26 protein-coding genes and 1 pseudogene are annotated in these 24,563 nt (G+C 66.1%); 8 read left to right on the top strand and 19 right to left on the bottom strand.

Features of this window, described 5'->3' with window-relative positions; translation table 11 throughout:
• Positions 1 to 13 precede the first annotated feature (13 nt).
• Both M2271_RS10980 and M2271_RS10975 read right to left on the bottom strand, forming a co-directional pair.
• Positions 14 to 1,501 carry a radical SAM protein gene (locus M2271_RS10980; protein ID WP_280886942.1) on the bottom strand — a complete coding sequence of 496 codons (1,488 nt, stop codon included), beginning with the start codon at positions 1,499 to 1,501 and terminating at the stop codon, positions 14 to 16.
• Positions 1,502 to 1,516: 15 nt separating this feature from the next.
• Positions 1,517 to 2,728 carry an asparagine synthase-related protein gene (locus tag M2271_RS10975; RefSeq protein WP_280886941.1) on the bottom strand — a complete coding sequence of 404 codons (1,212 nt, stop codon included), beginning with the start codon at positions 2,726 to 2,728 and terminating at the stop codon, positions 1,517 to 1,519.
• 701 nt (positions 2,729 to 3,429) lie between these two features.
• On the opposite strand from M2271_RS10975, the gene M2271_RS10970 reads away from it, so the two are divergent.
• Complete coding sequence (locus tag M2271_RS10970) at positions 3,430 to 3,744, top strand: hypothetical protein (RefSeq protein WP_280886940.1); 315 nt, start codon at positions 3,430 to 3,432, stop codon at positions 3,742 to 3,744.
• Positions 3,745 to 3,829: 85 nt separating this feature from the next.
• Here the strand turns inward: M2271_RS10970 and M2271_RS10965 are convergent, their stop codons facing one another.
• Positions 3,830 to 4,228 carry a DUF6415 family natural product biosynthesis protein gene (locus M2271_RS10965; RefSeq protein WP_280886939.1) on the bottom strand — a complete coding sequence of 133 codons (399 nt, stop codon included), beginning with the start codon at positions 4,226 to 4,228 and terminating at the stop codon, positions 3,830 to 3,832.
• A complete protein-coding gene (locus M2271_RS10960; RefSeq protein ID WP_280886938.1) occupies positions 4,216 to 4,662 on the bottom strand; it encodes an ATP-binding protein in 447 nt (148 codons plus the stop codon). Before M2271_RS10960 ends, M2271_RS10965 begins: the two co-directional genes overlap by 13 nt.
• A 255-nt stretch (positions 4,663 to 4,917) precedes the next feature.
• Between M2271_RS10960 and M2271_RS10955 the strand changes: the two genes are divergently transcribed.
• On the top strand, positions 4,918 to 6,159 hold the full coding sequence (locus tag M2271_RS10955) for a helix-turn-helix transcriptional regulator (RefSeq protein WP_280886937.1): 1,242 nt from the start codon (positions 4,918 to 4,920) through the stop codon (positions 6,157 to 6,159).
• Between the two features lie 67 nt (positions 6,160 to 6,226).
• On the opposite strand, the gene cutA is transcribed toward M2271_RS10955, so the two are convergent.
• Positions 6,227 to 6,553 carry a divalent-cation tolerance protein CutA gene (gene cutA, locus M2271_RS10950; RefSeq protein ID WP_280886936.1) on the bottom strand — a complete coding sequence of 109 codons (327 nt, stop codon included), beginning with the start codon at positions 6,551 to 6,553 and terminating at the stop codon, positions 6,227 to 6,229.
• Positions 6,554 to 6,770: 217 nt separating this feature from the next.
• Between cutA and M2271_RS10945 the strand changes: the two genes are divergently transcribed.
• The gene (locus M2271_RS10945; protein ID WP_280886935.1) at positions 6,771 to 7,697 is read left to right on the top strand and encodes a NotI family restriction endonuclease; all 927 of its coding nucleotides are present in this window, start codon (positions 6,771 to 6,773) and stop codon (positions 7,695 to 7,697) included.
• A gap of 104 nt (positions 7,698 to 7,801) precedes the next feature.
• Here M2271_RS10945 and M2271_RS10940 read toward each other — a convergent pair whose 3' ends face one another.
• The 7 genes from M2271_RS10940 to M2271_RS10910 form a co-directional block, all read right to left on the bottom strand.
• On the bottom strand, positions 7,802 to 8,803 hold the full coding sequence (locus M2271_RS10940) for a site-specific DNA-methyltransferase (RefSeq protein ID WP_280886934.1): 1,002 nt from the start codon (positions 8,801 to 8,803) through the stop codon (positions 7,802 to 7,804).
• Positions 8,804 to 9,097: 294 nt separating this feature from the next.
• A complete protein-coding gene (locus M2271_RS10935) occupies positions 9,098 to 9,430 on the bottom strand; it encodes a hypothetical protein (protein WP_280886933.1) in 333 nt (110 codons plus the stop codon).
• Between the two features lie 77 nt (positions 9,431 to 9,507).
• Positions 9,508 to 9,792, bottom strand: a complete 285-nt coding sequence (locus tag M2271_RS10930) for a hypothetical protein (protein ID WP_280886932.1) — start codon at positions 9,790 to 9,792, stop codon at positions 9,508 to 9,510.
• Entirely contained in the window at positions 9,792 to 10,841 is a 1,050-nt protein-coding gene (locus tag M2271_RS10925; protein ID WP_280886931.1) for a major capsid protein, read from the bottom strand. The genes M2271_RS10930 and M2271_RS10925 overlap by 1 nt, the downstream gene beginning before the upstream one ends.
• 15 nt (positions 10,842 to 10,856) lie before the next feature.
• Positions 10,857 to 11,273 carry a head decoration protein gene (locus M2271_RS10920; RefSeq protein WP_280886930.1) on the bottom strand — a complete coding sequence of 139 codons (417 nt, stop codon included), beginning with the start codon at positions 11,271 to 11,273 and terminating at the stop codon, positions 10,857 to 10,859.
• A 102-nt stretch (positions 11,274 to 11,375) separates the two neighbouring features.
• Complete coding sequence (locus M2271_RS10915; RefSeq protein ID WP_280886929.1) at positions 11,376 to 12,083, bottom strand: hypothetical protein; 708 nt, start codon at positions 12,081 to 12,083, stop codon at positions 11,376 to 11,378.
• 94 nt (positions 12,084 to 12,177) lie between these two features.
• Positions 12,178 to 13,881, bottom strand: coding sequence for a hypothetical protein (locus M2271_RS10910; protein ID WP_280886928.1), 1,704 nt, complete (start codon positions 13,879 to 13,881; stop codon positions 12,178 to 12,180).
• A gap of 225 nt (positions 13,882 to 14,106) precedes the next feature.
• Here M2271_RS10910 and M2271_RS10905 point away from each other — a divergent pair, with 225 nt between their 5' ends.
• The gene (locus tag M2271_RS10905) at positions 14,107 to 15,051 is read left to right on the top strand and encodes an endonuclease domain-containing protein (RefSeq protein ID WP_280886927.1); all 945 of its coding nucleotides are present in this window, start codon (positions 14,107 to 14,109) and stop codon (positions 15,049 to 15,051) included.
• Between the two features lie 38 nt (positions 15,052 to 15,089).
• Here M2271_RS10905 and M2271_RS10900 read toward each other — a convergent pair whose 3' ends face one another.
• The 4 genes from M2271_RS10900 to M2271_RS10885 are packed head-to-tail and all read right to left on the bottom strand — an operon-like array spanning position 15,090 to position 19,253.
• Complete coding sequence (locus M2271_RS10900) at positions 15,090 to 16,583, bottom strand: terminase family protein (protein WP_280886926.1); 1,494 nt, start codon at positions 16,581 to 16,583, stop codon at positions 15,090 to 15,092.
• Positions 16,580 to 17,113: a hypothetical protein gene (locus M2271_RS10895; RefSeq protein WP_280886925.1), complete on the bottom strand. Its 534-nt coding sequence runs from the start codon at positions 17,111 to 17,113 to the stop codon at positions 16,580 to 16,582. The genes M2271_RS10900 and M2271_RS10895 overlap by 4 nt, the downstream gene beginning before the upstream one ends.
• A 26-nt stretch (positions 17,114 to 17,139) precedes the next feature.
• Positions 17,140 to 18,042 carry a hypothetical protein gene (locus M2271_RS10890; protein WP_280886924.1) on the bottom strand — a complete coding sequence of 301 codons (903 nt, stop codon included), beginning with the start codon at positions 18,040 to 18,042 and terminating at the stop codon, positions 17,140 to 17,142.
• A gap of 2 nt (positions 18,043 to 18,044) precedes the next feature.
• Complete coding sequence (locus M2271_RS10885; protein ID WP_280886923.1) at positions 18,045 to 19,253, bottom strand: hypothetical protein; 1,209 nt, start codon at positions 19,251 to 19,253, stop codon at positions 18,045 to 18,047.
• A 208-nt stretch (positions 19,254 to 19,461) separates the two neighbouring features.
• Here M2271_RS10885 and M2271_RS10880 point away from each other — a divergent pair, with 208 nt between their 5' ends.
• From M2271_RS10880 to M2271_RS10870, 3 genes are all read left to right on the top strand, one after another.
• Positions 19,462 to 19,830 (top strand): hypothetical protein, encoded by a 369-nt coding sequence (locus M2271_RS10880; protein WP_280886922.1) that lies wholly within the window; start codon positions 19,462 to 19,464, stop codon positions 19,828 to 19,830.
• A 195-nt stretch (positions 19,831 to 20,025) separates the two neighbouring features.
• Entirely contained in the window at positions 20,026 to 20,532 is a 507-nt protein-coding gene (locus M2271_RS10875; protein ID WP_280886921.1) for an ATP-binding protein, read from the top strand.
• Positions 20,533 to 20,846: 314 nt separating this feature from the next.
• Positions 20,847 to 21,137, top strand: coding sequence for a hypothetical protein (locus M2271_RS10870; protein WP_280886920.1), 291 nt, complete (start codon positions 20,847 to 20,849; stop codon positions 21,135 to 21,137).
• A 34-nt stretch (positions 21,138 to 21,171) separates the two neighbouring features.
• Here the strand turns inward: M2271_RS10870 and M2271_RS10865 are convergent, their stop codons facing one another.
• On the bottom strand, positions 21,172 to 21,921 hold the full coding sequence (locus tag M2271_RS10865; RefSeq protein ID WP_280887037.1) for an ISAs1 family transposase: 750 nt from the start codon (positions 21,919 to 21,921) through the stop codon (positions 21,172 to 21,174).
• Positions 21,922 to 22,221: 300 nt separating this feature from the next.
• Here M2271_RS10865 and M2271_RS10860 point away from each other — a divergent pair.
• Positions 22,222 to 22,503, top strand: a pseudogene (locus M2271_RS10860) (transposase); the annotation flags it as partial.
• 175 nt (positions 22,504 to 22,678) lie between these two features.
• On the opposite strand, the gene M2271_RS10855 reads toward M2271_RS10860, so the two are convergent.
• On the bottom strand, positions 22,679 to 23,665 hold the full coding sequence (locus tag M2271_RS10855; RefSeq protein WP_280886919.1) for a phosphotransferase: 987 nt from the start codon (positions 23,663 to 23,665) through the stop codon (positions 22,679 to 22,681).
• Positions 23,666 to 23,806: 141 nt separating this feature from the next.
• Positions 23,807 to 24,511 (bottom strand): restriction endonuclease, encoded by a 705-nt coding sequence (locus tag M2271_RS10850; RefSeq protein WP_280886918.1) that lies wholly within the window; start codon positions 24,509 to 24,511, stop codon positions 23,807 to 23,809.
• Positions 24,512 to 24,563 lie beyond the last annotated feature (52 nt).

The raw sequence follows: 24,563 nt of genomic DNA, 5'->3' as shown, positions 1-24,563 counted from the left end.
GCAGGCCCGGCGGTCAGACGAAGAAGGAGTGTCCGAGGGGGTAGGTGACTTCCCTGAGGTCGTCCATCCAGCGGCGGACCCGCTCGATCTCCCCTGCCTGCCGGAGTTTTTCGATCTGATGGAAGACCCGGTTGTGGTGGTGGCCTCGAGAGTTGTGCGGGCACGCCGTCTGGAAGCACTTCTTGGCGTTGACCTTGTCCAGGACCTCGCGACGCCGGTCGGATCTCCAGATTTCTTCGAGTGTGTTCTCGAAGAGGTTCCCGACGGTGTACTCGGGGTTGCCGTAGGAGTCGGAGCACAGTTGGACATCGCCGTTGTGGCGCAGTTCGCCGTACATCCCGTAGGCCAGACAGTCCGTACCCTCGTACGTTTCGGGGGCCGGTGGAGTTTCGTAAGAGTCCTTGATGAGGACGAGGGGAATGCCGAGGTCGTTGATGATGCTCCACGCCTCGCCGCCATCGCTGACCAAGTCGAGGGCGCGCTGCTTGGTGCCGTCCTTGACGCGAGCCCAATCGTCGTCGAAGTGCTCGTAGTTCATGACGGGGCGGGCGATGACGTAGTCGATGCCGGGGCCGGCTTCCTCGACGACGGCGCGGATCTCCTTCGCGGCGGCGACTGTGTCGTCCATGTTGCGCTCGTCAGTGATCAGAGAGATGCCGACCAGAGTCCGGGCGCCGCGTTCGAGCTTGCGGCGAGCTAGATCGCGCATGTTGGCTTTGACCCGGTCGAAGTAGTCCCATCCGCGCGGATAGCCGTGGAACTTGCGATACGTTTCTTCGGTTCCGCAGTTGAGGCTGATCCTGATCAGCGTCGGGTCGGCGTCTAGGCAGCGGTCTACTTCGAGGAAGGTGCCATTAGTGAGGAAGCTGGAGGTAATGCCCAGGTTCCGGGCGTACATCATCCCGTCGTAGGTGTAGGGATTGGCGGTCGGGTCTCCGCCTCCCCACACGATGCCCATCTGGTCGTCGGTGCGGTGCAGCGCGAGCTGGTCGATGACCCGCCTGAGGCCGGCGGGGTGCATCGTGTTCTTCTTCTCGACTTCAGTGTTGTGCTCCCAGGTGCCGTCTTCGACCCATTTGGTGCGGGTGACGCGGCGGGTGCAGTGCGGGCACATGAAGTTGCAGACCAGGGTGAAGATGCCCTCGAAGTGCGCGGGGGGAAGCTCGTGGTAGCGGCCTTCGAGAACCATGTTCGCGCGGTTCTTCCAGTGAACCCACTGCGCCATGTATTTGGGTGCTTTGCGGAAGTCTGTGTAGGTTCCATAGTCGCCGGGCCGGTCTGGAATCGGGTACGCGGTGCGGCCTGCTATGCGCGGCAGTACAGCCCCGGGGTAGGGCTGGAGCGGGGTGATCAGCTCCTCGTTGGAGAACAGTGTCTCGTGGTCGCCGACGGGGAACGCTTGGTGGCCGTCTACGACGCCGGCGGCCTTCAGGGGGGCCAAGTCGTGGTCGGTGATCAGCGGAAGCCTGCGCCTGGCTGTCTTTTCCTGGTTGCTGCTCAAGGTCACCCTCCAGATTTAGTGGCGGATCCAGCCGTGCTTGTCGAGCAGCGCGCACACGTCGCACACGCCCGCCCACGGCGCATCGGCCATGGTCTGCAGGCTCACGGAGGCCCCGCAGTTCTCGCACTCCTTGAAGACCGCGGGATGGGCAGCGGCATGCTGGGCGTGGGCGGTGAACATCCACGTCTCGATACCCGGCCAGGACCATTGGAGCTGGTCGGCGAGGTAGTAGTAGAAGTTCCGGTCAGTAGGGTTGAATTCCCACTGATTGGGCGTGGTCTGCTTCGGGGCGTGGCCGGTGTGGTGCGTGTAGTACAGGTGCAACTCCCGCTTCGGGGTGAACGCCAGAGGGAGGATGTACTCGTACGGACCGACTGTGCGGGAAGGGACTTGCCCCATGGTGAAGCCGGTGGTGTGGGCGTTCATCATCCCGGCGAGCAAGTCGGTGGTGTGCAGCCCGAGCGCGATCTTCCGGGCCCCGACACGATCAGCGAAGACCTCCAGGACGCGGCGGGTGGAGTGGTGGTCGGCATACATGGCGAAGTGGGCGTCCTCGGTCTCCATCAAGAGCATGAGGATCTGCGCAATGGGCCGGTTGAGGTGAAAGACCTCCTCAGCCAGGCCCGCTTCGAGCACGTGATGCCGCACCCCGTGCTTGGCAGCCAGAGCCGCGGCGAAGTCGAAGGTCTCCGACCATTTACTGTCGAAGTCCTGGAAGGTCGCCGCTTCGATCTGGACGTCTGCTAGTTCTTCTGCCTCCCGGTGAGCAGCGAGCAACATCAGGAGGGACCCGCTGTCGACCCCGCCGGACAGGCCGAGAACTACCCGGTCGCCGTCGCTCATCAGCTTGAACTCGTTGATGGTCTCCCGCACCATCGTGTCGACATGCGCGGCGGCGGACGGAAGATCTAGCGGCGCTCGCTCCATCGCCAGTGCTCCATCGGAAGCGACCGAAAGACGCCTCCGGATGTATGCGGCGCTGCTGTCCCGGCTCTCGAAGAGCCTACGGATTCCGGCCAAGTCGTAGCCCTCGATCAGCCGGGCCTCGTACGTCTGCTCAGGGTCTATGACGTGGTCGTCGACGACGATGCGTTCCTGGCCGCTGTAGGTGAGGACCGATGTCGGGGGTATGTGGTTGCGCAGCAGCACGGACGCGACGGTGTCGCCAGGCTGGGCGATAAGGGAGTGCTTTCCCCCTCGCCGGTCGAGTAGTGAAAAGGTCGTCAAGGTTTCTCCTCCAGCAAGGGCAGCGCAGCATGGGCGCAGGTGAGGTCAGGCCCCGCACAGCGGGGCCTGACCTCACGTCGCTACTTGCTGGCGCGTGGGTCCGCGCAGCACGTACGGAAGCGGATCAGGTCACCCTCTCGCTTCGCCGCGACTTCCCTCAGCGCAGCGGCCAGGGCTGTAGGGCGGACGGTGGTGCTGCGTGTCTCCTGAAGGTCTCGCGTGAGAACAGTCACGGATCTTTCCTCCTCGGGTCGCTGCAGGGGAACTCGTCAGCATCGAAGCCCCCCTTGGGGGCAACGAAGGCTATTTCGATCTGGGTTGACTCCACAAGATTGCTTTGACCTGCAGCGATCTCTTGGCCTGTTTTCGACCTTGTCGCTGAGGGAAGCCTCAAGCGTCGGCCCGGCTCTCGACCAACACCCAACCGGCGGTGATTCGCTTCGCGGCAGAGGCTTGCGCTGAAGAGCTCCTGGCGGCGGTCCTCTTGCCGCCGTCTTCACGGGAAGTGCCGCGGCGCGGTGCTCGGTGTCGTCGGGCGGCCCGGATTCCGGTTCGCGGGTGTGGCGTCGTCGTAAGGCTTCGTGAGCGGTGGCGAATGACTGCAGGCCGACGCTCGCGCGGCGGGCGTTAAGGTGCTTGGGCTCTCGGACTGGCAAGGGTTCCACACCATCGGGTCCGCTGCGGTACTGGGTGCCGTAGGTTTGCGCCGCGCCGGCGTTGATGCTGCACCGGTCGTGCAGATGTGCCCACTGCTGGATGGTCGCCTCGCCCCGTTCCACGGTGGTGGCCATGAGACGCAAGGCCAGACGCTGGAAGTCGGCGAGGTGGTCAGCGTGGAGAGCGATCTGCCACGCCGACTTTGCCCCCTCCTCTCCGACCAGGCTCCTGCCCGGCCATCCGTGTTCGCTGACGATCCGCCGGAGCACCTGGGCGTTGACGTGTTCGTTGTGGCGTCCCATGTCGATCTCAGTCCGGCTCAAGAGGCCGCGGGCGAGCCTGGAGTGGTACTGCCGTGATCTCTTAGCACGGTCGATCAGGTCGCGGGCGATGTCAGGCCGCTGCGGGTTCGTGGTCATGGTGAGACTCCGAAGTGGAGGGCGTTCATGAGGCGCTCTCTCCCATCAGGTCGAGGATCGCGAGGATGGTGAGGGCGAACCGTCGGAGGTGGCCCAGTGCGTCATCGGGGTGGGGAGGCTCGGCGCTCAGGTAGATCAGGCGCCGCATCGCCCCGACCGGGTACGGCCGGACGAGATAGGGAACGACCTCTACGATTTTGGTGGTCGTCCTCCGGAACCGCTCCGCGATGACCCTGATCTCGTGCGGGGCGGGTTGTGCGTACTGGTCGAGTACAGCGTCCAGGTCGTCGTACAGCTGCTCGTCGATCGCCTCACCGACGAGGGAGCGGCGCAGGGAGTAGAGGAGCGTGCCCAGCGTGTCGTGGTCGTTGGACGTTCGCCGGGTCAGCAACTGCGCGGCCACGCCGGCCGTCACTGCAACCATCGCGATCCCCCTTCGGGGATCGCGAGGGAGCACCACGTCATCGTCCCGTCGGGACTCGTGCCCCACTCCTTCGCGATGGCAGCGACGAGTAACAGCCCACGGCCACTCTCGTCTGCCTCGCCCGCGCAACGCAGACGCGCCGGTGTCGGCGATCCGTCGGTGACTTCGATGCGAAGTTCGTGCGCGGCGCGCCACATCCTCAGTCCAACCGGAGTTCCCTCGGCGTGTCGGACGGCGTTGGTGACCAGCTCGGAGACGACGAGCGCGGCGTCGTGGGTTAGCGCGGTCAGGTGCCAGCGACGCAGGTGGGCTGCTGTGATCCGTCTCATCTGCCCGACGCGCAACTCGGCCGGAAGGAAGTCAACTTCGAAGCCAGTCGCGGCGGTGTGATCTGGGGCGGAGGCGACCGGGGCGAGGGCCGTGGTGGGGGTCATCGGCGTTCTCCAATCCCGTCTCGATCTCGGGTCCACGCCGGATATGGGCGGCGTCCCTCGGCGTGCTACCGCCGCAGTTCTGTCCGTGCCCCCGCCCGGCGGGGTCGCCTCTTGGAGCCTGGTCATGCACCCATCACACCGCGCTACGAAGCCGTCCACCAGGGGAATCCAGAGGGGGAAAAATCTGTCAAGGGGGGAAACCCCGGGGGGAATTGAGGCCATGATTGGATTCCGTCCACGACAAAGGTCACACTCATGACAGATCCGTTCGCCGAGCTGCTCCTCCAGCTCCGGAAGGACGCAGGCCGGACGCAAGAGCAGCAGGCAGACGCGATCAACGCTGTCTCCGGTCGGGACACCATGACCCGCCGGGAAATCAGCCGCTACGAGAAGTTCGAGAACGTCCCTACGAACCACACACTCGCCCACATCGCGGTGGCCTGCGGCGTCCCCTTCGAAGAACTACTGCGGGAGGCCAAGGCCGCCCGCGCCCGACGGAGGAGGGGGAACGTCCGTGAAGAGGAGGACCAGGACGACGTGAAGCGCCGCAAGCTGCTGGGCAGCGCCGCCATTGGCGTAAGCGCGGCTGCCGAGCCCTGGGGGCGGCTCGCCTTCGCGCTCAGCAAGGGCTCCCGCATCGACAAGCCCGCTGCGGTCGCGCTCATCACCCGAGCTGCTGACCTGCACGTCCAGGAACTCAATCTCAGTGCCCTCCGCCTGCAAAGCACCGTTGAGTCGCACCTTGACGCGATCACCGCAGCCCTGCCTCATGCCGGCGAGCACGAACGGGCTCTCACGATCGCCGCCGGGGAGACCGCCGCCCTTGCCGGATGGGTGGCCTGGGACCTGGGCGAGAACGACAAGGCTGGCGCCTACTACGACGTCACGACTGAGTGCGCGGCGAAAGCCGGGCATCCTCCCCTCAGAGCCTTGGCCCTCACCTACGCCAGCTACGGGGCTCCGACGCCGAAGAGGAAGCTGGAACTCCTGATCCAAGCCTCCCAGGACGTGCGCGGCCACGGCAACGCCACGGCCGCAGCCTGGGTCCTCGGAAGGCACGCGGAGGAAGCCGCCGCGGTAGGCGACGAGACAGGGGCTCTGCGTGCGCTTGATCGAGCACGCTTCGCCTACGACTTCGCGGATCACACCAACGAGCAGGCGTGGGTCCGCTTCGTGACGCCGTACCGGATGGATTCGTTGGCCCTATCCGTGTACGGGCAGTTGGGGCGATCCGAACTCACCGCCACAGCCGACACCGCGGTCGACCGCCTCGGGGACGAACTACCGGATGGCGGCGTCGTCGTGCTCGGTGACCTCGCCTCGGCCCTGCTACGCGGAGGCGACGTCGAACAAGGCGTCTACGTATCACGCCAGTTCACGGCCGCATCACAGGCCAAGCCCAACACGATGAGCAAGGAACGTGCCGCGAAAATCGCCACGTGGCTCCCCAACAGCGAGCGGGAACTCGCCCATCACTTGCGGCAGTTCGCATCCTGAACCGATACCTTCGTTCGATACCCGGGCAAGCTCAGGACACGAACGCCGTCGCGCGGTACGTCGCTCCTCAGCCCCGCGTTGTCTCCTCAACGACCCACGACAAGTATGCCTCTGACCCGCCGGTCACAGGCAGCGTGATCCACTGGGGGACGTCGTACGGGTGCTTCTCGGACAGCCACGCCTCCAACTGCTGGAGACGCTCTGTCGTCGTCATGTAGGAGATACGCCACTCCCGCGCCGTCTCGACCTCGTTCTTCCACCAATAGACGGCGGTGATCGGCGCGTCGATGTGAACGCCCGCTGCCAACTTGCTCTCGACCGCGCCCCGCGCCAGAGTCTTCGCCTGGTCCTCATCGTCGATGGTCGTCTGCGCGATCACAATCTCGTTGGCCATGCGACTACCTCTCCAGCTCGGTGTACCACGACCCTACCCAGCCGCCGCGGCATGTCGAAGCCCGTCACCTCCGGTAACTCCTCAGTCACCATGCCCTTAGCATGGCCATCGCACGACACCTGCGCCGTCAGAGCCAGGGGTCGATAGGGATAGTCCTCAACTACCCTGCACGGGCAGGAAGGTTAGACACTCAAGCCACCCCAGATACCATGTCGGGATGGTGCAGAGTAACGGTCAGAACGGGCGGGGCACTGTCTTCCCCATCGTCGAAGCGTTTGGCTTCCCCTACGACAGCGCGGCGCCTGAAGCCGCTAAGGCACGGAGCGAGAAGGCATGCCCCTTCGTCGGCGGCCTATGCGAGAAGTACCGTCAGTACCATTTTGGGTACTGCTCAGTCACCTATGCCGCCAATTGGAACAAAGGTCAGCAAAAGACTTACGCGGTCTGCGACCATCGCTTGGACGGCCCTCCCGTCGAATGGGCGGTGACCGATTACTTCGGTAGCGATCAGGCAACGCTAGTTTCCGAAGTCATGGCAACGAGCAAGCCGAGACTCAACATCGACTACGTCGCCTTCTCCGATGACCCTTCCGCCCCTGACGGAACTCGCCTCATCGCTATCGAAACACAGGCGATCGATCTGCGGGGCGGTGGGGTCGGTCCAGCTTGGGAAGCATGGGAAGCAGATGACGTCGCGAACTGGCGCGCGTATTTCACTGCGGAGGCCGAACGCAAGGGACGCCGCGACACCGTTGACTATGGCGTGAACACGGGAAACGTCTACAAGCGCCTAGGGACTCAGGTGGCCGTGAAGGGGGAATACTTCAAGCAAATAGATGTACCCCTGTATGTCGTCATGCAGCACAGCATCCTGGAACAACTTCGCTCGCGGATCAATTTCACTCCGGTCAAAGACGGCGCACCTTGGGACATTACTTTTGCCGGATTCGAGTACAGCGGCGACTTAGACTCGGACGGCAAGCTCCGCCTCGACCTAGTTGAATCCACACGGACCACGCTGCCGAACTATCTAGAAGCCATGACCTCAAGCCGAGAGGGCGGCGCCCTTCGCTCCGACTTCGTAGCCAAAGTCAGGAAGAAGAAAAAGACGCCGCCCAATCAGCAGGATCTGTTCACGATCTAGTGGCCTCAGTCTTGGCCTGGACTCGACCGCTCGCCCCGTGTCCGCCACGACTCGGAAAGCAGAACGGCACACAGACGGTCGCCGATCCGGCAAGGGGTTTCCGACTAGAACAGCTGAGACTGCGGGTCGGTATCCCTTTGCGATGGAAGATCTACCTCGTCATCAGGTTCGGTGGCGAAGTTCAGGTTCATTGCGTTCGCTCGCGCGGATGCCGAGAAATTCGACGTGATCTCAAAGCCCATCCCGCGGCGGCCATTCTTGACAGCCACTGCAAGCGACCTGCCTGTACCACAGAACGGGTCCAACACAAGACCATCAGGAGGGCACGAGCTCAAGATACGGGGCTCGATCAGCTTCACAGGGAAAGTCGCCGAATGACCGTCCGAACCCGGCGCGGCATTCACCCTAACGACGTCCCGAGCCCCGTCCTCCACCGCAGACATGTCGTAGTAGTACTTCGCTCGCCCTTCCTTCGGTCGCTTCACGAAGTGGAAGAAGTGCTCATGTGCCAGTCGAAGCCGGTCCTTCTCCGGACGCGGCGGCACGTTCCGTTTCTCCCAGATCAGGTCGTTGCGGAGAATCCACCGCTTGTCCTGCATGGCGATAGCGAACCGCGCCGGAATCAGCAGCATCTGCTTCTCCTGCCGGAAGCCTCCCATGGGAGTCTTCCGGCGCATCCGCGGGTTATCGCCAAGCCCCTGCCGGCCGTCCATCCGAATGCTTGACCAGCGGGCAAAGTACGTGTCCCCAATATTGATCCACAAGCTACCACCCGGCTTCAACGCCGGAGCACTGCGCTGGAAGATCTCAACCAGGTGGCTCACGTACCACTCCGGAAGTGGTTCCAATCCCAGGCAACCGCCATGCAGCCGGTACCAGTCGTACGGCGGGGGTTCCTCCTTGCTCCCACCCTCGGCTTCCCATTCACGCAGGATTTCCTCGTTGTGGTCGAGGCCATAGGTGCGGAGTCCCCAGTAAGGGGGTGAAGTAATGATCAGGTCGACAGATTCCGCTGGGATTTTCTCCATGAGGTCATAGGCGTCACCCTCATAGACCTCGGCCGTCTTCCCCTGAAGAGGAGGCGTGATTGTGCGGGAATCTGTCATTTTCAACCTCGGGCACCGTGGACGCGTTTTACATGGGAGTGAATCAGTCCAGAGTATATACTAATGCGCCACGAAATTACAATTCCATGGCAACGCGCTTTTCTTTCCGCCCGATCGTCACCTGTATTCCTCAACATCATTTTGAGGTTTGCTCAATGCGTGAGATTTAATGATCCACATCTCACCAGCCCGCCGTTAATACGACTCCGAGTTTCACTTTCACACAATCCGCAATCGTCATGCGGAGAATCGTGCTCGGCGAGCCCGGATATGCGACTCCTGCTTCAAGGGCCATTACCGGTACTGGCGCGTCGGCGTCAGCCACGTCACCGCCATCACCGTCTCCGCTGCATCGTCCTCGTCGCCTGGGTCGCCCGGGGCGGGGGCTTGGCGCACCTGCTCGATCTGTCGCTCGATACCCCGCAAGTTCTCCTGGAGGTCCATCGTCACCACGCCGTCGACGGTGACCTTCAACGGGTCCGCGAGGAACTTGGCCCGCCGCTCGCCCAACACCTCGAGGGCGACCGCGCGCACCGACCGCAGCCGGAAGAACCGACGCTCCAGGTCGGCGGGGTCCGTATCGGGGCCGAGCTGCGCCAGCAGCCACGACCTCTGGAACTCGTCCACGAGGGACTCCTTCGTCGAACGAAGTAGGGCCCGTCACCAGACGGGGGATGCTGGTGACGGGCCTACGGACAACATATCTACGATCCGGACGAGCGGGAACGCCGCGCTTGCGGCTTCTTCGCCCCGCCGCCGGCCTCCGCTCCTGCAGCCTCCACGGCACTGTCCCTCTCGGTCGGCTCCGGCTCACCGACCGCAATCAGCTCCGAGTCGCTCTCCTCGAGTACCTCAGCCCACGCGTCCGGGTTGGTGATCAGTACGGCCACCTCCGGATCCGGGGACTCACCCGGCAGCAGGATCAGCTCCTCCCGGGTAGCCGGGTCCTGTACGTACACCGCGGCCTTTAGCCGCCCGCGGCCCGCCATCACAGGACCTTCGCCACGATGTGCGCGTCGGGGGTGTGCATGACCGGCATCGCGACCCCGGCGCCCTTGGTCCAGATCTGCACCGGATCATCCTGCACACCTCGGGTGATGATCAGGCCGGGAGCGTCCTCGCGGATGATCTCCGGGTTCGAGCCGCGCGACAGCACCAGGCCCTCTGCCGTCACCCCGTACATGGTCTGCGCCCACTTCTCCCGCTCCGGCGGCACCAGAATCCACCGGTCCTCCGGCAGCACCTTGCGGGGCTTACCGTCGACCCTCACCTGGGCCTTGTAGAACTGGATCGGCGGCAGCGAGTAGTTTCCACGCACCACGTTGATCTGCTGCGGGGTGAGCGTCGCTGTCGGCGTGGTCGACGGGTTCACGCTGCCGTAGTACGCCGCCCGGTAGGCATTGTTCGCCGCAAGGTACGAGAACGCCTTGCGGCTGGTGAGCACCAGCTCGGGTTCCGGGGCGCCGATGTCGTCCAGGTGCTGGATCCACCGCAGCTCGTCCGCGATCGGGTCGGAGGCCGGGTCCGACCACGGCCGCGAGGCGACCGGCATGTTCTCGGCGGGAACGTTCCAGTCCACCTCCAGCGTCAGGCCGTTCTCCTGCTCCAGCGTGAACCGGCCGTCTAGGAGGACATCGCCGGCCGCCAGCTCCAGCCGGGACCGGATCGCCTCGACGTGGCGTTCCACATCGTCGTACAGCAGCTCGATCAGTCGGTCCTGATCCGAGCCGTGCGACGCCTCCAGCAGGATCTGCTCCTGCTCGGAGACGACGAGCTTCTGACCCAGCGCGGGCAGCGCACCCTCGCGGGAGGTCTGCCACGCCTCACGCGTCGCAAACGGCACGCTCGCGTTGAACGCGCGGTACTTTGCGACGTTCACGTACCGGCCGGAGTCCTTCGTACGCCACTTCACCTCCCGCATCTCCACGTTCGGGAAGATCGACTGGGTGAGAAGGAAGTCCTTCGGGGACGGGATGGCCCTGGCGAACGTCGTCAGGTCCATCACCGAGAGGTCCTTGAGCAAGTCCTGAATCGTCACAGCTCAGACCGCCGCTCAGACGAAACGGATCTGCGCGGCACGCGGGTGCCACACCAGCTCGGACACCTCGATGCCGCCCGGCACCTTCGACGCGCGCACCGCGCCGTGCCACAGCACCGCGGCCGGAACCCGCGTCTGCCCCGGCGCGAACGGCGCCTCCGCGATCACGAAGCCGCGCAGGATCTGACGCCCGCAGTGCGCCTCCGGGTCATACGGGCCATACAGGCCGGACTCCGCGACCCGTCCGACCGGCACACCGGACAGCACCCGGCCGTAAGGCTCGCACCCGTCGCCGCACACGTAGTGCGTGCCCTCGCAGAACAGGTTGAGGTCGAGGGTGATCGTGTCGACGGAGTCGGTGCCGTGTAGGGACGCCAGCCACTCACGGTTGGCGGTCGTGTACTCGGACTTGGATACAGGCTGGATGGACATGTGTGTCTCCATGGACGCTGCGGTCAGAATCCGCACACCGCCCAAAGAGGCGATGCCGTCCACGAAGTTGAAGGGGCGTGGTCCCCAATATCTGGGCCCGGACTACTGGGCAGGCGCCTCGCGGAACTCGGGGATCAGGCCCCGCCGTTTGGCCATCTCCAGCCCTGCCGAACCAGGCTTCGCCACCGGGTTCGTACGGGTGGGGCCGCGCCCGGCCGGTGCGCCCGCAGGAGCCGCCGGCACCGCCGTGCGGACCTCCCCGAACAGCTCAGGACGGCGCGCTCGAAGCGCCTCGGCCGCCGACTGGATGTGCGCCTCGTCCGCATCCTCATCCTCCACGGTCAGCAGACGCTCCGCGTCCACCAGGTCATCACCCTCCGCGCCGAGCGCCACCAGCGCGGCCCGGCGAAGCGCGGCCCGCTCCCGCTCGGCGGCCAGCTCCTCCCGGCGCGCAGCCTGCAACTCGCGTTCCTGCGCCGTCTGTTCGCGGCGTTCCACCTCCGACAGCGCGGCCTGCTCGGCCTCCCGCTGCGTGGACACGAACTCGGACAGGGCCTTCGGGGTGTCAAAGCCGAGGGAGGACAACAGGCGTTTGATCGCGGCCCGTTCGCCCTGGGCCTTCTCCCGCGTCAGCAGCTTCCCCAGACGATCCTGGGTCACAGTGACCTGCTGGTCAGAAGCGCCCGCGTCGGCGCCCTCGTCCAGCTGGTCATTCGTCTCGTCCTCCGAAGAGGCACCGAGAATCGGATAGATCGGCCGCCCATCACGGCGGAAGCCGACAGGACGGCGAGGCGGCAGGGGCCGGACCATACATCTCCTCCAGAGCGCGCCCCCGCGCTGCCGATCAGTGTAGCCACCCGCCCGGACACAAGCAGGAAACGGCCGACCGACCCCACCATCCAGGTCACCGGCCCGCAGACACCGGCTCCCGCTCGCTGCCCTTCTCCGCCCTCGCGCGTCCACCGGCCGAACCCGGCTCGTCGCTCTCCTCCTGGTCCTCGCCGTCCTCACCCGGCCCGCGCCGCGCGGCGGCCTTCGCCATCCGCACGGCCGCCTCCTGCTCCGCCTTCGCCCGGATCCGCTCGACCTCCTGCGACGCATCCTTGATCGGATACCCGGCCTCCAGCAGCATCATCACCGCCGTCTCCAGCGACAACACCCCAGCCCCGTACGCCTTGACGACCTCCTCCAGCACCGCGCCCCGGTCGGTCGGCGTGTGCGGCGCCCACGCCAGCCGCGCCGGCAGCGTCTCCCCGGCCGTCCAACCCTCCGCCCGCCCGGCCTGGTACAGCCGCTGCACCATCTTGAACAGCAGCCGGTACTTGTGCTCCCGCGCGAGCCGCATCATCCCGATCAGCGCGTCCAGCGGCCCCAACGCCAACTTCAGCGCGTACCCGGACGGCACCTCCGTGGCGTCCAGCGTCCCCAGCCCAGCCGCCGTCACGCGCGAGTTCGCCGCGATCCGCTCCAGCAGGTGATCCACCCGCGCCCTCAGCTCAGCCAGCTGCGGCGACGTGTCCAGCGCATCCATCCGCCCCGTCTCGCCGAGCTGCCACACCGCACCGGCCTTCACCTCAAGCTCTTGCGGCCTGCCCGTCGCACGGTCCACCGGCAGCCGCGCACCCGCAAGCCCGATGATCGGCGTACCCGTCGTCGCGGACGCCGCTGAGCTGTCCGAGTCCGTGGCGGCGAGCTCATCCAGTGCCTGCAGAACCCGCGCGAGCACCGACCGGCCCCAGTGCTCCCCGCCGTCCGGGATCGTGTTCGCGATGTGCACCACCGGAACAAAGTCGATCATCAAGTCCAGCCGGTTCAACTCCGTGCCGTCCGGCCGTACTCGGAAGCTCGCCTTTCCCATGGGTAGACGGTCCAGCGTCTCCCCGTTCTTCAGGTCGTCCAGCAGCCATTCCGCATCGGTGAGGTAGCAGGTCACGTTGGATGTGCGGCCCGGCTCCCACGGATACATGCGCCCCGACGCACCTCCGCCGTCCGTGCTCTCCTCGCCGCCCTCGGATATCGGCCCCAGCTCGTACGTCACCCGACGCACCCGGGCCTTCAGCCCAGCGTCGTCGTCCGCCGGCAGCTCCCACGCCAGATGCACCCGCGTGGGGAAGTCATCGTCCTCGTCGTCCCACTGCGGGAAGAAGAACCCCGGATCGTAGGCGCGCAGCGTCGGCCGCTGTTTCTCCGGGTTCCACGCCAGCGCCAACACGCTGTCCCCGAGCAGCACCGCCGCCCGCTCCGCCTGCTGGACCCGGAACGTCAGCAGCTCCTTGTCCGCCCACTTCCTGAGTCGATCCTGCACCGCGGCGGCCTCCGCCGCACCCGGCACCGCCTCGTCAGCGTGCTCCGCACCCTCGACGGCGACCTTCTGCTCCGAGCCGAGGAGATAGCCGAGCGCGGTGTCCACCAGGTTCGCCGCGTCACCCAGCTCCCGCCGCTCCAGCGCGCCCGCATCCCCACCGGCCGCCGCGAGCTGCCCGGCCTGGTTGGAGTCGTAGCTGGCCAACACCTTGTACGCGGCCAGGCGCCGCAACTCGTGCGGCGGCACCCACGTCTTGGCCAGCTCCGGAAACGCGCGACTTCCCGGACGGCCAGCATCCGCCATCACTGGCTTGTAGTTCAGCCACGACCACGCATCGATCACGAGTTGGCGCAGGCCCACTTTGCCCTCCGGAAGTCGGCCCCGCGCCGGAGAAACCGTATCGCTCAAGGACTCCGGTGGTCATTGCGAGTACCTCACAGGCCTCCGCAGCAGGGAGTGTCAGTGCCCACACATACGATGCTCAACTCCCAGTACCTCGCCCACCTGCGCCAGCGAACGGAGCGTCACGTGAAGCTGCTCTACAGCCAGATGTCCGACAAGGAGAAGGAGAAATACCGGTCTTGGCATCCGAACTGCGCGATCTGCGGCCACGTTGCCCGCTCCATCGACCATGACCATGAGACCGATTTCGTGCGCGGCGCGTTGTGCCAGAGGTGCAACAGCCGAATCGGATCGCTTGAGTGTGCTCTACGACTCCCCAAGGGGCGCGGTTTTCAATCTTTAGCTGGCGATCTCCATCGCGCCTACGCCCAAACGGGCACGATGAACCTGAGTCGGTTCACCGACGATTTTCCTTACCTCGCAATCACAGAAGACGAGTTCATACACCGCTTGGCCGCCGTGCACGCCCAGTTGACGCGGCGATTCATCTATTGGACCGAGATCACCTCGGTCCCGCTATCGTCCGACACCTTGTGGCAAAAAGTCGGACCACTCACTGAAGAACAAGCACAGCAAGCCCTGTCCCGCTTGCAAGATCCGGCGAACGTGCCGCCGCACCTGCAGATCACCATGACTCTAGAGCCCGACGATGGAATCGACTCCCCGGCCCCTCGAACTCTCGGCTTCGGCTACCACACGCCGGGGGCCCTCCAACATCGCATCGAGCTACGGCGCAATCAAGAATCATCTATCGGACTGTCCACGGACTTCCAGAAGAAGTGCGAAGCCTACGTCCGTGACGTAGTTCCCATCCTGCTCAGCCGCGCGCTCACCGCAGCCCAGATAAACGCTGCCGACGTGTGGCTGAAGTCCGTACCAAAGAACAAGAACGAACTGCGCGATGCCGTCGGGGAATGGTACTCGCCCCGATGGGTAGACATCGCCGTACGAATCGCTCTCGAAGACCTTGGCGATAACCTCCCGAACCCAAGATGGGCCTCCTTCACCAGGGCTCGTTTCCACTGGCAGGAGCTCTGCGCGTACTGGAATTCCCACCCGTCAAGGAAGTAGCTGATCGGTGTACCGTCTGCCGTGCACCACCACGCTCCTCAGCGTCGGCTGTCGAGTCGGTGATCTGCTGCACCCCGCGGTGGCGGCATCGTTGGATCAAGGAACAGATCCCACAGCGCCCACACCGCCGAGTCCAGCAAGTCCGGCGAATCCTCCGTCTCACCCTGACCCACGAACGTCGTCATCTGCTCCTCCAGCTCCGCGAACAACCGCGCCGCCCCGACGTGATGCACCCGCGCCTGCTCGTACAACTGCGCCACCGGAGCAGCCCGCGCCCTCTTCCCGCGCGTCGCATGAACGATTCGCCAGTTCACCGTCGGGTCCACCTGCTCCAGCAGCGCAGGCAGATAGTCACCACCGTTGTTCGCCTCGATGACCACGCAGTCCGCGCGATGCTCGTGATACAGCGCAGCGGCCCGCTTCATCGCCGCCGTCGGCGTGTACCGGTCCCGCTCCGCGTGCAGCAGATACCCGCGGGGCCGGTCGTCCCCGAACATCGACTCCACCGGAAAGCCGCGCCCCGCCACCGTGAACGCCGTCATGTCCGCGTTCTCGTGGGACTTCGTGGCCGGGTCGACGGCCACCACGACGCGTTGGAGGTCCGGCAGATGATCGGGCCGAGGCCGGAAGCCCTCGACCTCCAGCATCCATCCCTTCCACAGCGCGCCTTCCACATCCTCGAGTAGTTCGCCGGACAGCTCCTGCCGCCCCAGCCGGGTGCCGGCGTAACCCTCCTCCAGCTCCTCCCGGGCCGCCGCCGACAGGTTCGCGTCGTTCTCCCGCATGTGGCCACGAGTCAGCACCACACGGGGCGGTGCCCCGCCCTCCTGGTGTGCCTTCTCCTGGGTACGGCCGCGCTCGACGAGCCGCTTGACGTGCGGGAGCGGCTTCGGCGTCGTGGAGATGACGATCTGCGGGGTGGCCGCCTCGCGCAGGCAGAACCACAGCATGTCGTAGACCTCTTGCGCGGTGTGCCGCGACCAGGCCGCGTACTCGTCGCACCACGCCTTGTCGAACGCCCACCCGCGCAGGTTGTCCGGCGTCTCCGCACCGAAGCCCCGGATCAGCGTGCCGTTCGTCAGCCTGAGTGTCGTCTCGCCAAGGCTGGAGTTGTACTTCGCCACCTCCTCCGGCGAAAACACCGACAGCAGCCCCGACTTGGGGGACTCGAAGCAGATGTCCCGCACCAGCGTGGCGTTCTTCGCCACCACCGCGATCTGCAAGTCCGGCGTCTGCGCCCACTCACGCACCGCCTCCGCCGCCGTCCGTGACTTGCCCCAGCCACGGCCGGTGAGCAGCATCCACACCGTCCACAGCCACAGCGGCTGACGCTGCGCCGCACGGGCATGGTGATGCAGCCACCCCTCATGGGGCAGCCCGTCACAGCCGGGGACCTCGCACGCCCACCGCCGGGCCGACAGCTCATCGGCCCGGAGCAGTTCCGCGACCTCGGCCTTGAGCTGCTCCTCGGTCATCACCGACGGGTCCGCGAACTGCTCGACCATCCGGCGCTTCGCCCAGCCCCTGCTCACTGGGCGCCCTCCGACAGCCGACGCTCCAACTCCCGGCGCAGCTGATCCATCCGCGCCCGGCGCTCCTCATCCGACAAAGCGGCCACGTCTGCGCCCTGGTCCCGGTCCTCAGCCGTCCCGGCCGCCGGTGCCTCGCCCACGGCCCGGCGTTCGATCTCTGCCGCGACCTGGATGTACCGCAGCAGCTCCGACGGCGACAGCTCCCGAGGGTCCAGCGCCTGAAGCCGCGCCACCGCCTTGCTTTGCACTGCCTGCGCCAACTTCGCGTGCCTGCGGGCGATTTCACGCCGCGCCTGCGCCTGCTCCGCGAGGAACAGTCGGTCCTGCTCCCGGTCGTACGCCATCGCTCGCAGCACCCATGCGAACTGCCGCGACCACCGGCCCATCAGCGCGCGGGATTTATCCAACTCCCGTGCCACCTTCGTGACACTCCGCGCCGGACCGAGATCGCGGTACACGGCAAACGCCTCGAACGCCTGGACCGACTCCCCGCCCTGCCGCTCCCAGGACTCCACGGTGCCCTCGGCCACCGCTCACCTCCTGGCCGACGGCCTTCCTAGTTCTGCTGCATGGCCAGGACTTCCAACGCCCGCCACGGCTCGTCGGCCGGCACGGTGCCGTCCTTCACCATCCGGTCGACCGCCGCCCGTACGACGGCCGCCGTCTCCACTGGTACGACCCGTGCCCCGAACACGGTCTCCAGCGGCGCCGTCCCCGCCCGGGTCGGCTCCCCGGAGGCCGCGTCGAACCAGCCCTCGGCCAGTTCGCCCACATGCCGCTCGAACACAGCGAGGATCACGCCGAGCGCCGTCGCGCTGTTGCCGATCTTGTACGCGGCTCGGGAGGTCTCCAACGCGTCCAGCACCGGCTCGTACTGCTCCAGCCCGGCCACCCACCGCCGGTCCGCTGTGGCTGTCGACCGGGCTGCGTCAAACGCCGCTTCCGCTCTCTCCAGCTCATCGGGCAGGAACATGAACTGCACGCTGGCGAAGTCCAGGTTCGCCTCACCGAGGGAAGAGATGTCCACCTTCTCCAGCAGATCCAGAGTCTTGTCATCCAGACCCGTGTACTGCCGCCACTCCACCGACTCCAGCTCGTCGTACAGCTCCTTGAGGATCGCCGGATCGTCCTGGCCCGCGATCGCATTGTGCGAGAGCTGGAGCGCGATCTGCCGCTGGCGAGGCAGCGGCTCGTCGATCTGCATCCACCAGATCTGCGGCAGGCCGGCCTCGATCGCCGCGAGCGTGCGGTGGTTGCCGGACAGCACGACCAGCCGCCCGGACTCGGTGTCGCTCCACACAAGTGGCGTCGAGGTCAGGCAGCCGTCGCGCTCTACGTTCGTGACGAGCTGCCGGAACTGCTCGTGCGGCAGGAACCGCGCGTTGACGTCGAGGAGCGTCAGCGTGCGGGGGTCGCCCTGCACCATCTGCGGCGGGGCGAGGCGGTTCGTGTCCTCCATGGTCAGACTCCCGTCTTCGTCGTCGGGGAACCCCACCGCTTCACCCATATCTGAAGGGCCTCGGCCAGCGTGTGCTCGCCCATGGCCCCCTGGTACTGAAGCTGGAACTTCCAGCCGTCCTCGTTCGACGGGCTGCGCTTGTTCAGCCGCAGCAGCCCGCGGTACTTCATCGACACCGGGTTATTACTGAACGCCGTGGTCGCCACCCGCCGGATCCGCCGCGAGAATGCCCGCTGACACAGCAACTGCGCCTCGGCGCTCGTGGCCGCAAGCACGATCAGCTTCGACAACCGCGGGTAGTCAGTCGGCGCGACCGCGAAGTCCGAGAGCACGTACGCCTCGTCCGGCGTGAACGTGCTGGGCGCCATCGCGAACACGCCGAGCAGCCGCCCGCCACCGTCCCGGACCGCAACGGCCAGGTTCGCCGCGCCAGGCGCGATCCTCGGATTGAGGTACCGGGAGCGCAGGGCATTGAACTGGCCCGGCTTCAACAGCGACAGCATGAGCGGGCCCACTAGTTCGTCACCCTCACGCAGGCGAGGAACCGTCACCGGCTCGATCGGCTGACGCGGGGCCACGATCCGAGTCCGGGCCTCGCTGGCGTACACGTAGAAGGGAGCCGCACGCGGCGTCGCCTTGATCACGCCGCGCAGGTACGAGTGCAGCTCGGGCACGTCATGGTTGGAGGCAGTTAGCCAGAACGGGCGGTCCGTGATCGCGCCGAGCACATCGACCACGTCGTCATCCGACAGCGGCTCGTACTGCGGCGCATCCCAGGTGAAGTGGGCTTCCAACGGCTCGTACAGCTTCTCGTAGCCGCCGCCATAGAACGGAGGGAACGAGCACACCGGAGCGTCGCGGGGCACCTTTCGGAGCCAAGAGCGCACGTCTTCGACCTCGTAGGAGGCAAGTTGGACATCCGAGGCGGACAGGCGCTCGGTGGTCTCAGCGTGCTTGGTCTTCCACTGGTCGCGGTAGGAACGCACGACTCGTTCGTGCCAGAGCCCTTCGCGGCCGACGCTCGCCAGGAAGCGCGTGCCGAGCATCATCGTGGCCACAGTGCCTACGCCGTCATCCAAGGAGTCAGCGAGCCATTGAAGTTGGTCGCTGCTCTCGTCTCGGAGGCGTATGCCGACGGGCTGTTTGGTGAGCCACCGGCCGACGGCGCTGGTGTAGATGGACACATCTGAGGAATGCAGCTTGAAGCCCATCCCGGACAGCGACCGTTCGATGGTGAAGTTGCCGCAGCACGGGACGTACACAGGCCCTCGCTGCCAGAGACCTGCTGTCTCACGCACTATCGCGCGCATCGGGTTCGGGATGGTGCCCTGGAACAACTCTCGCCTCCTGATTCACAGTTGCAATGAACGGCGGTGCCCGGCCGACACGAGCCGGGCCGGACACCCGACTCAAAATGCGATGACAGATCTGCAATGGTGTCACCTATCTTTCCTTAAGTCCCGACGGAACGCCGTCAACACCGTCTGCCTGATCACCAGCCTGGCCCCGAAGCAGGCGTGCTTCGCGAGTGCCGCTGTCTACACGGACGCTGACGGCTGGTTGACAACCTTCACAGAGGACACGCGTAGCTCCGGAACGATTGCAGCCGCTGCAGACCGTGGAAACAGCCCACGTTCCTGGTCCGATCTGTGGTCGATCTTCGTGCCGAACGGCGCGGCCAGGACGCTGGCCGCGTTGCCCGAGGGTGAACAGAACCGTGTGTTCGTGGGGTGGGCAAAGATTTCGGTCGTCGCGGCGCTGGGCGAGTGGCTGGCGCAGTCCCATTGACATCCCTCCGGTGATATCACCGGAGGGATAGGGAGTTGGGCGGTCCAGGACCCATGGTGGTCATCCGCCACTTGCTGGACTTCTAACCGGATCTCCGGTTGCCCTGAGGCACTGCCCGGTGAGGTCGGCGAGCGATCCGTTCATTTATGGGATCGCGTTGACGCCCTAGCTCCCGCCCATCGAGAGGTTCCAGCCATGTTGCCCCCGCTCGAAGAATCGCGCTACGCGTTCACGGTCCCACCTCTGGTCGAGGGAGTGCCGGCAGCACGGGAGCGCGTCGCGGTCCGCGCTGGGCGACTTGGGCTGAGCCTGAGCGAGGAACTGATCTACGACTTGAAGCTGCTCACCGGGGAACTGGTCGCGAACTCCGTCACGCACACCAAGGCCGCGTGCGTGGTGTGCGTGCGGTGGACCGGAGAGCGGCTCCGCGTGGAAGTCACCGATGTCGACCCCATCGCGGCGGCTCCGTCCCAGGCGTCATCCATGGACGAGCATGGCCGCGGCCTAGTCCTCGTCGCCACATTGGCAACCGAGTGGGGCTCGGAACCCTGTACGGCAGGTAAGAAAACGTGGTTCGAACTGGCGGTCCAAGATTTCGCAGGCGGCACCGCAGCCGCGTCCTTGTCTCATAGTGACGTCACTGCAGAGGAATCCGCGCCAATCGCCGATGCCCGCGTACGAATCGCGCATCAAGCGGCCTGAGCTGGACCCCTCCAGCCCAGTGTCTCATAATTCGGTTTGCGTCATTCGCACTATTCCTGACCATCTTCTTCGCGTACATCCGGATTATCACGCCATGGTCTACCCGTCCGCCAGGGTTGACGCGTTCTCCGCTGGCGAGATGAGCCGAACGCGTGCCTGCGTGCCGGTGTTTATGGTTTGCCCGGTTCGTAATCAGAGATGCGACCCCTGATGATCAAGGTTGTCGAAGCCTTTGATCACGAACAGGAGTCGCGTGCGCGTGTCATCCTCCCCTGACCGTTGCGTCAGGGCGCTGAAGACTGGATCATCGAGCGGTGGCTCGTCACGCGCTGTGGGTAGAGGAACTGCTCGGCTTCCTGCTGATGCGGCTGGACGAGACCGGCTTTGAACACCTCGTGGCCCACGAGCCCAGGGCGATGTGGGCCCCCTATATCGAGACGGCAGGTGGCCGGGCGGAGCAGCGAGCACGATCGTTCACCGGCTGCACCACCTGCTCCCAACTCCCGCCCGACTCGCTCTACTACGCCGCCGAAGAGTGGCCCTGTCAGGCTGTCCGGTCCCTGGCACTGCCGTTCGCCGGTGACCCGGGATACCGCGAGGCATAGAGACCGGAATACGCCAGGTTGGCCTCCGGTGACTTCATCCACCGCGATGGGTAAGACCGAGTTCGCGTAGGGCGTCGGCGGGGTGGTTGCGGTAGTGGTCGTGAGCGGCAGCGTTGTTCGTCCAGCCGGCGAGGTGGGCGAGGTGGGCGAGGCTGATCGCGAGGCTGCGGAAGGTCGCGAGGGCTCGGGGCAGGCTGCCGGTGCGGGCGCGGGAGGAGTCCTCGCCGAAGGTCACGTCGCGGACGAAGTGCTGGGCTTCGATGGCCCATTGACCGCGGACGCATCGGGCGAGGGCCGCCGTGTCGGCTGTGCCGGCCGGGGCGGTGGTGATGCCGAGCTGGGCGTCGGCGTGGGTCTTTCCGTCGCCGCGGCCGGTGGTGTACCGCTCGACGAGCAGGGCCTGGGTGGCGTGCGGGAAACGCACCTGGTCTTCGGCGAGGGGCTGGACGCGCACGATGCGGATCTCGTGGCGGCCTGAGTTGGCCTCCTCGGTGCGGTGCACGGTGATGCCCGGGTTGGTGGTCTCGTCCCAGTCGAGCGCGTCCAGCTGGGCGAACAGGGTCGGGCGGTTCTCCTTGACCGGGAAGAGGCCGAAGACGCCCCGCCGGTACAGGTAGTGGGCATGGTCGGCGACGGTGTGCAGGGCATCGGCGATGACGATCGCGCCGCTGATGTCGGCGATCATGTCCAGCGCGGCGGTGAAGTGCACGGTCTCGTGCGGCTTGTGGCGCATCTGCCGCTGGGCGAGCATGACTCCGGGGTCGACCTGGTAGACGCCGAGCAGATGCAGCTGCAGGCCGTCGGCTCGCGGGCACCGCGCACGGTCTTGCCGTCCGCGGCGAGCTGCAGCACCGGCAGGTCTCCGGCGATGCCGGCCAGCGGATCGGTGGCGTGGGCCTGCACGAACGCGCCGACGGCGGCGTCCAGCGCGTCCCCGTCCACGCGGGCGAGCGCGCGGGTGAGCGTCGTGGCTACCGGTAGCTGCCCCGGGTCAGCGTCGAGGACTTCGAGGGCGGCGAGGATACCGGCGCCCTGGCCGCCGGCCCAGCGGACCACGCCCCGCGGCCCGGAACTGCCCGAGTGCTGGCTGCTGGCCGAATGGCCCGCCGACGAGAGCGAGCCGGTGCAGTACTGGCTGTCCGACCTGCCCTCCGGCACGCCTCTGACCACGCTGGTCCACCTGGCCAAGCTCCGCTGGCGCATCGAGCACGACTACCGGGAGATGAAGCAGGCCCTGGGACTGGCCCACTTCGAGGGCCGCACCTGGGCCGGCTGGCATCACCATGTGACCCTCGTTTCCGTTGCCCATGCCTTCTGCACCCTGCAACGACTGGCCCGGGCCCCAAAAGACGGGGCGCCGGCCTGAGCCTCTACCAGGTCGTCCGCGAGCTACAGACCCTGCTCGCGGCATGGACCGGCGCCTGCCCCACCTGCCACCGCGACATACCCACTCCACTACGGACCTGACCAAGCCCTACTAAGGGCACTCCGGCGTGACGCTGAGTGGATTGCCTGTCGCGCACTGACCGGATGGCCGCAGGTCAGAAGGCCCAGCCGCGACGGTTGGCCAGCCATCGCAGCGTGACCTCGCCGCACCACGTCTGGTGCTGGCGAATGTATGGGGACCAGTCTGATGGAGGCTGTGCTCCGGAGACCAGGAAGAAGCCAGAGAGGGCGGCCAGGGCCGCATCGAGCTGCTGATCGTCGACTTCTCGGGCCGTTGGGTGGCTCGCGAAGAGGGCGGTGGCATCGTGTCCGTCGGCGTGCGCTGTGGCCAGGAGGAGCACGAGGTCAAACCAACTCGCCCCGAGGCACGGCCAGTTCCAGTCACAGATCCACGCAGCTCCGTTCGTATCGAGCAGAACGTTGTCCTGGCGCAGGTCGTGGTGGAGGACTGCATCGCCGGCCACGGCCTGTCGCCATTGGGTTTCGAGGTCAGCCAACGTGTCCAGCCGGTTGGTCGGCACCCATGCCGGCAGGGCTTCCACACTGGAAGTGCCGCTGGCGAGGCCGCGCCAGTCGGCGAAGTCGCTGCCGTCACCGATCGGCTTGAGGCCGACCTGCTGGAGTGCCTCGGATGGTGTGGAGAGTGCTCCGGCCGTGACCGTGTAGGCGTCGAGCGTCGCTGCGAGTTCGGCAGGGTTCCACGGCGCGCTGGGCATGCGGCCGCCATTGACCGCATCGAATCCCAAGACGATCCACCCGTCTGCATGTTCCTCGATCCACCGCAAGCGGGGCGCCGGAACTTCTGCGGGGAGCGCCTGGTTGATCAATACCTCCTGCCGGTAGCAGTCGGCAATCACGGTGTTGTCCAGGGCGTTGACCGCCTTGACGAACTCGGGCCCGTTGACGCCATGGAGCACGGCGGCGAAGCCGCTGGTGAACCCGCTTCCGGCGCTCGGCCCGGCGTCCACCGCGCCGCCCAGGCGTCGGGAGACAAGCCGACGGACGTCCCGTGGCAGGTCGGCCCAGCGCGGGCGTACGGCTGTGGAGCTGTACTCAAGGCGCGGGGTGATCGTGTTCGGCATTCCGTCAGCGTGAGGGAATTACGGTCCCCGGCGCCACCGAGTTCTGGTGTCCGCCCCTGCCGATCCACCCGGTGGGGGCCACCACCTCGCGGGCGATCTCCACGGCAGACAGCGGAGGCTGCAGACACCCCCGTGGAGAGATCAGGAAGCCTCTTCCGGGCGCCTTCTCGCCGAGCGGCGGCGGGGCACTCCGCAGCCGGTCCCACTCAAGGACAGGAGCGATTCCAGTGGCGCTCCGCTATTCCAAGAGCCGAACAAGTTGCGGTTCAGAGCTACGATTTGGTGCTTGATCGCGAGGTCTCGTGCAGCTCTGCCGTACTCGCAGGTGGCAACGAACAGGGCGACGTCCGCGTGGTGTTCGTTGAAGGCCATGCCGACGAACTTCTGCATGTCGCCACTGGGCACCGTGCGGTGGGGCGCGTAGTGCTTGACCTGTACGACCAAGCGTCGCCCGTCGGGCATGTTACCGAGGATGTCTGCGGCAAGATCCCCTGAGCCGCCGACCACGGCGACGTTGGTGCAGCCATCCCGGCGGCACAACTCGGCCACGTAGTGTTCGAAGTCCTGCCAGGTCATGGCGTCGATGGTGGTCATGGAACGTTCCAGCTCCATGCGCCGGTCCTGTTCGCGCCACGTGCGGTCGCCGGCGCGCTCCCGTTTGTGGGCCTTCCACAGAAGCCAGGCGGCGATGCCCGCACTCCCTGTTCCGGCGATGCCCAGCAGGAGCCATGGCGACTGCCAAAAGACGAAGAGCGCGGCTGCGATCCCGGCCGCCGCTATGCTTGCCCGTTGGCGTTGTTCTCTCTGCCGTTGTGCCTTGGCGCGGCGTCCCTTCCGCTCGGGCATCGGACCCCCTTCCCCCTGTGGTGAATCTCGTGCGCAGTGTGGAAGTGTGTGG

This window comes from Streptomyces sp. LBL, from assembly GCF_029893585.1.
Taxonomy (GTDB): domain Bacteria; phylum Actinomycetota; class Actinomycetes; order Streptomycetales; family Streptomycetaceae; genus Streptomyces.
The sequence above is the reverse complement of the archived record's forward strand: the minus strand, read 5'-3'. Positions and strand labels throughout refer to the sequence as shown.

Excerpts from the sequence above, each read along its gene's own strand:
- M2271_RS10965 (WP_280886939.1), bottom strand. The coding sequence starts at position 4,228 with ATGGTTGCAGTGACGGCCGGCGTGGCCGCGCAGTTGCTGACCCGGCGA.
- M2271_RS10960 (WP_280886938.1), bottom strand. The coding sequence starts at position 4,662 with ATGACCCCCACCACGGCCCTCGCCCCGGTCGCCTCCGCCCCAGATCAC.
- M2271_RS10955 (WP_280886937.1), top strand. The coding sequence starts at position 4,918 with ATGACAGATCCGTTCGCCGAGCTGCTCCTCCAGCTCCGGAAGGACGCA.
- cutA (WP_280886936.1), bottom strand. The coding sequence starts at position 6,553 with ATGGCCAACGAGATTGTGATCGCGCAGACGACCATCGACGATGAGGAC.
- M2271_RS10945 (WP_280886935.1), top strand. The coding sequence starts at position 6,771 with ATGGTGCAGAGTAACGGTCAGAACGGGCGGGGCACTGTCTTCCCCATC.
- M2271_RS10940 (WP_280886934.1), bottom strand. The coding sequence starts at position 8,803 with ATGACAGATTCCCGCACAATCACGCCTCCTCTTCAGGGGAAGACGGCC.
- M2271_RS10930 (WP_280886932.1), bottom strand. The coding sequence starts at position 9,792 with ATGGCGGGCCGCGGGCGGCTAAAGGCCGCGGTGTACGTACAGGACCCG.
- M2271_RS10920 (WP_280886930.1), bottom strand. The coding sequence starts at position 11,273 with ATGTCCATCCAGCCTGTATCCAAGTCCGAGTACACGACCGCCAACCGT.
- M2271_RS10915 (WP_280886929.1), bottom strand. The coding sequence starts at position 12,083 with ATGGTCCGGCCCCTGCCGCCTCGCCGTCCTGTCGGCTTCCGCCGTGAT.
- M2271_RS10910 (WP_280886928.1), bottom strand. The coding sequence starts at position 13,881 with ATGGCGGATGCTGGCCGTCCGGGAAGTCGCGCGTTTCCGGAGCTGGCC.
- M2271_RS10890 (WP_280886924.1), bottom strand. The coding sequence starts at position 18,042 with ATGGAGGACACGAACCGCCTCGCCCCGCCGCAGATGGTGCAGGGCGAC.
- M2271_RS10885 (WP_280886923.1), bottom strand. The coding sequence starts at position 19,253 with ATGGGCTTCAAGCTGCATTCCTCAGATGTGTCCATCTACACCAGCGCC.
- M2271_RS10880 (WP_280886922.1), top strand. The coding sequence starts at position 19,462 with ATGACAGATCTGCAATGGTGTCACCTATCTTTCCTTAAGTCCCGACGG.
- M2271_RS10875 (WP_280886921.1), top strand. The coding sequence starts at position 20,026 with ATGTTGCCCCCGCTCGAAGAATCGCGCTACGCGTTCACGGTCCCACCT.
- M2271_RS10855 (WP_280886919.1), bottom strand. The coding sequence starts at position 23,665 with ATGCCGAACACGATCACCCCGCGCCTTGAGTACAGCTCCACAGCCGTA.
- M2271_RS10850 (WP_280886918.1), bottom strand. The coding sequence starts at position 24,511 with ATGCCCGAGCGGAAGGGACGCCGCGCCAAGGCACAACGGCAGAGAGAA.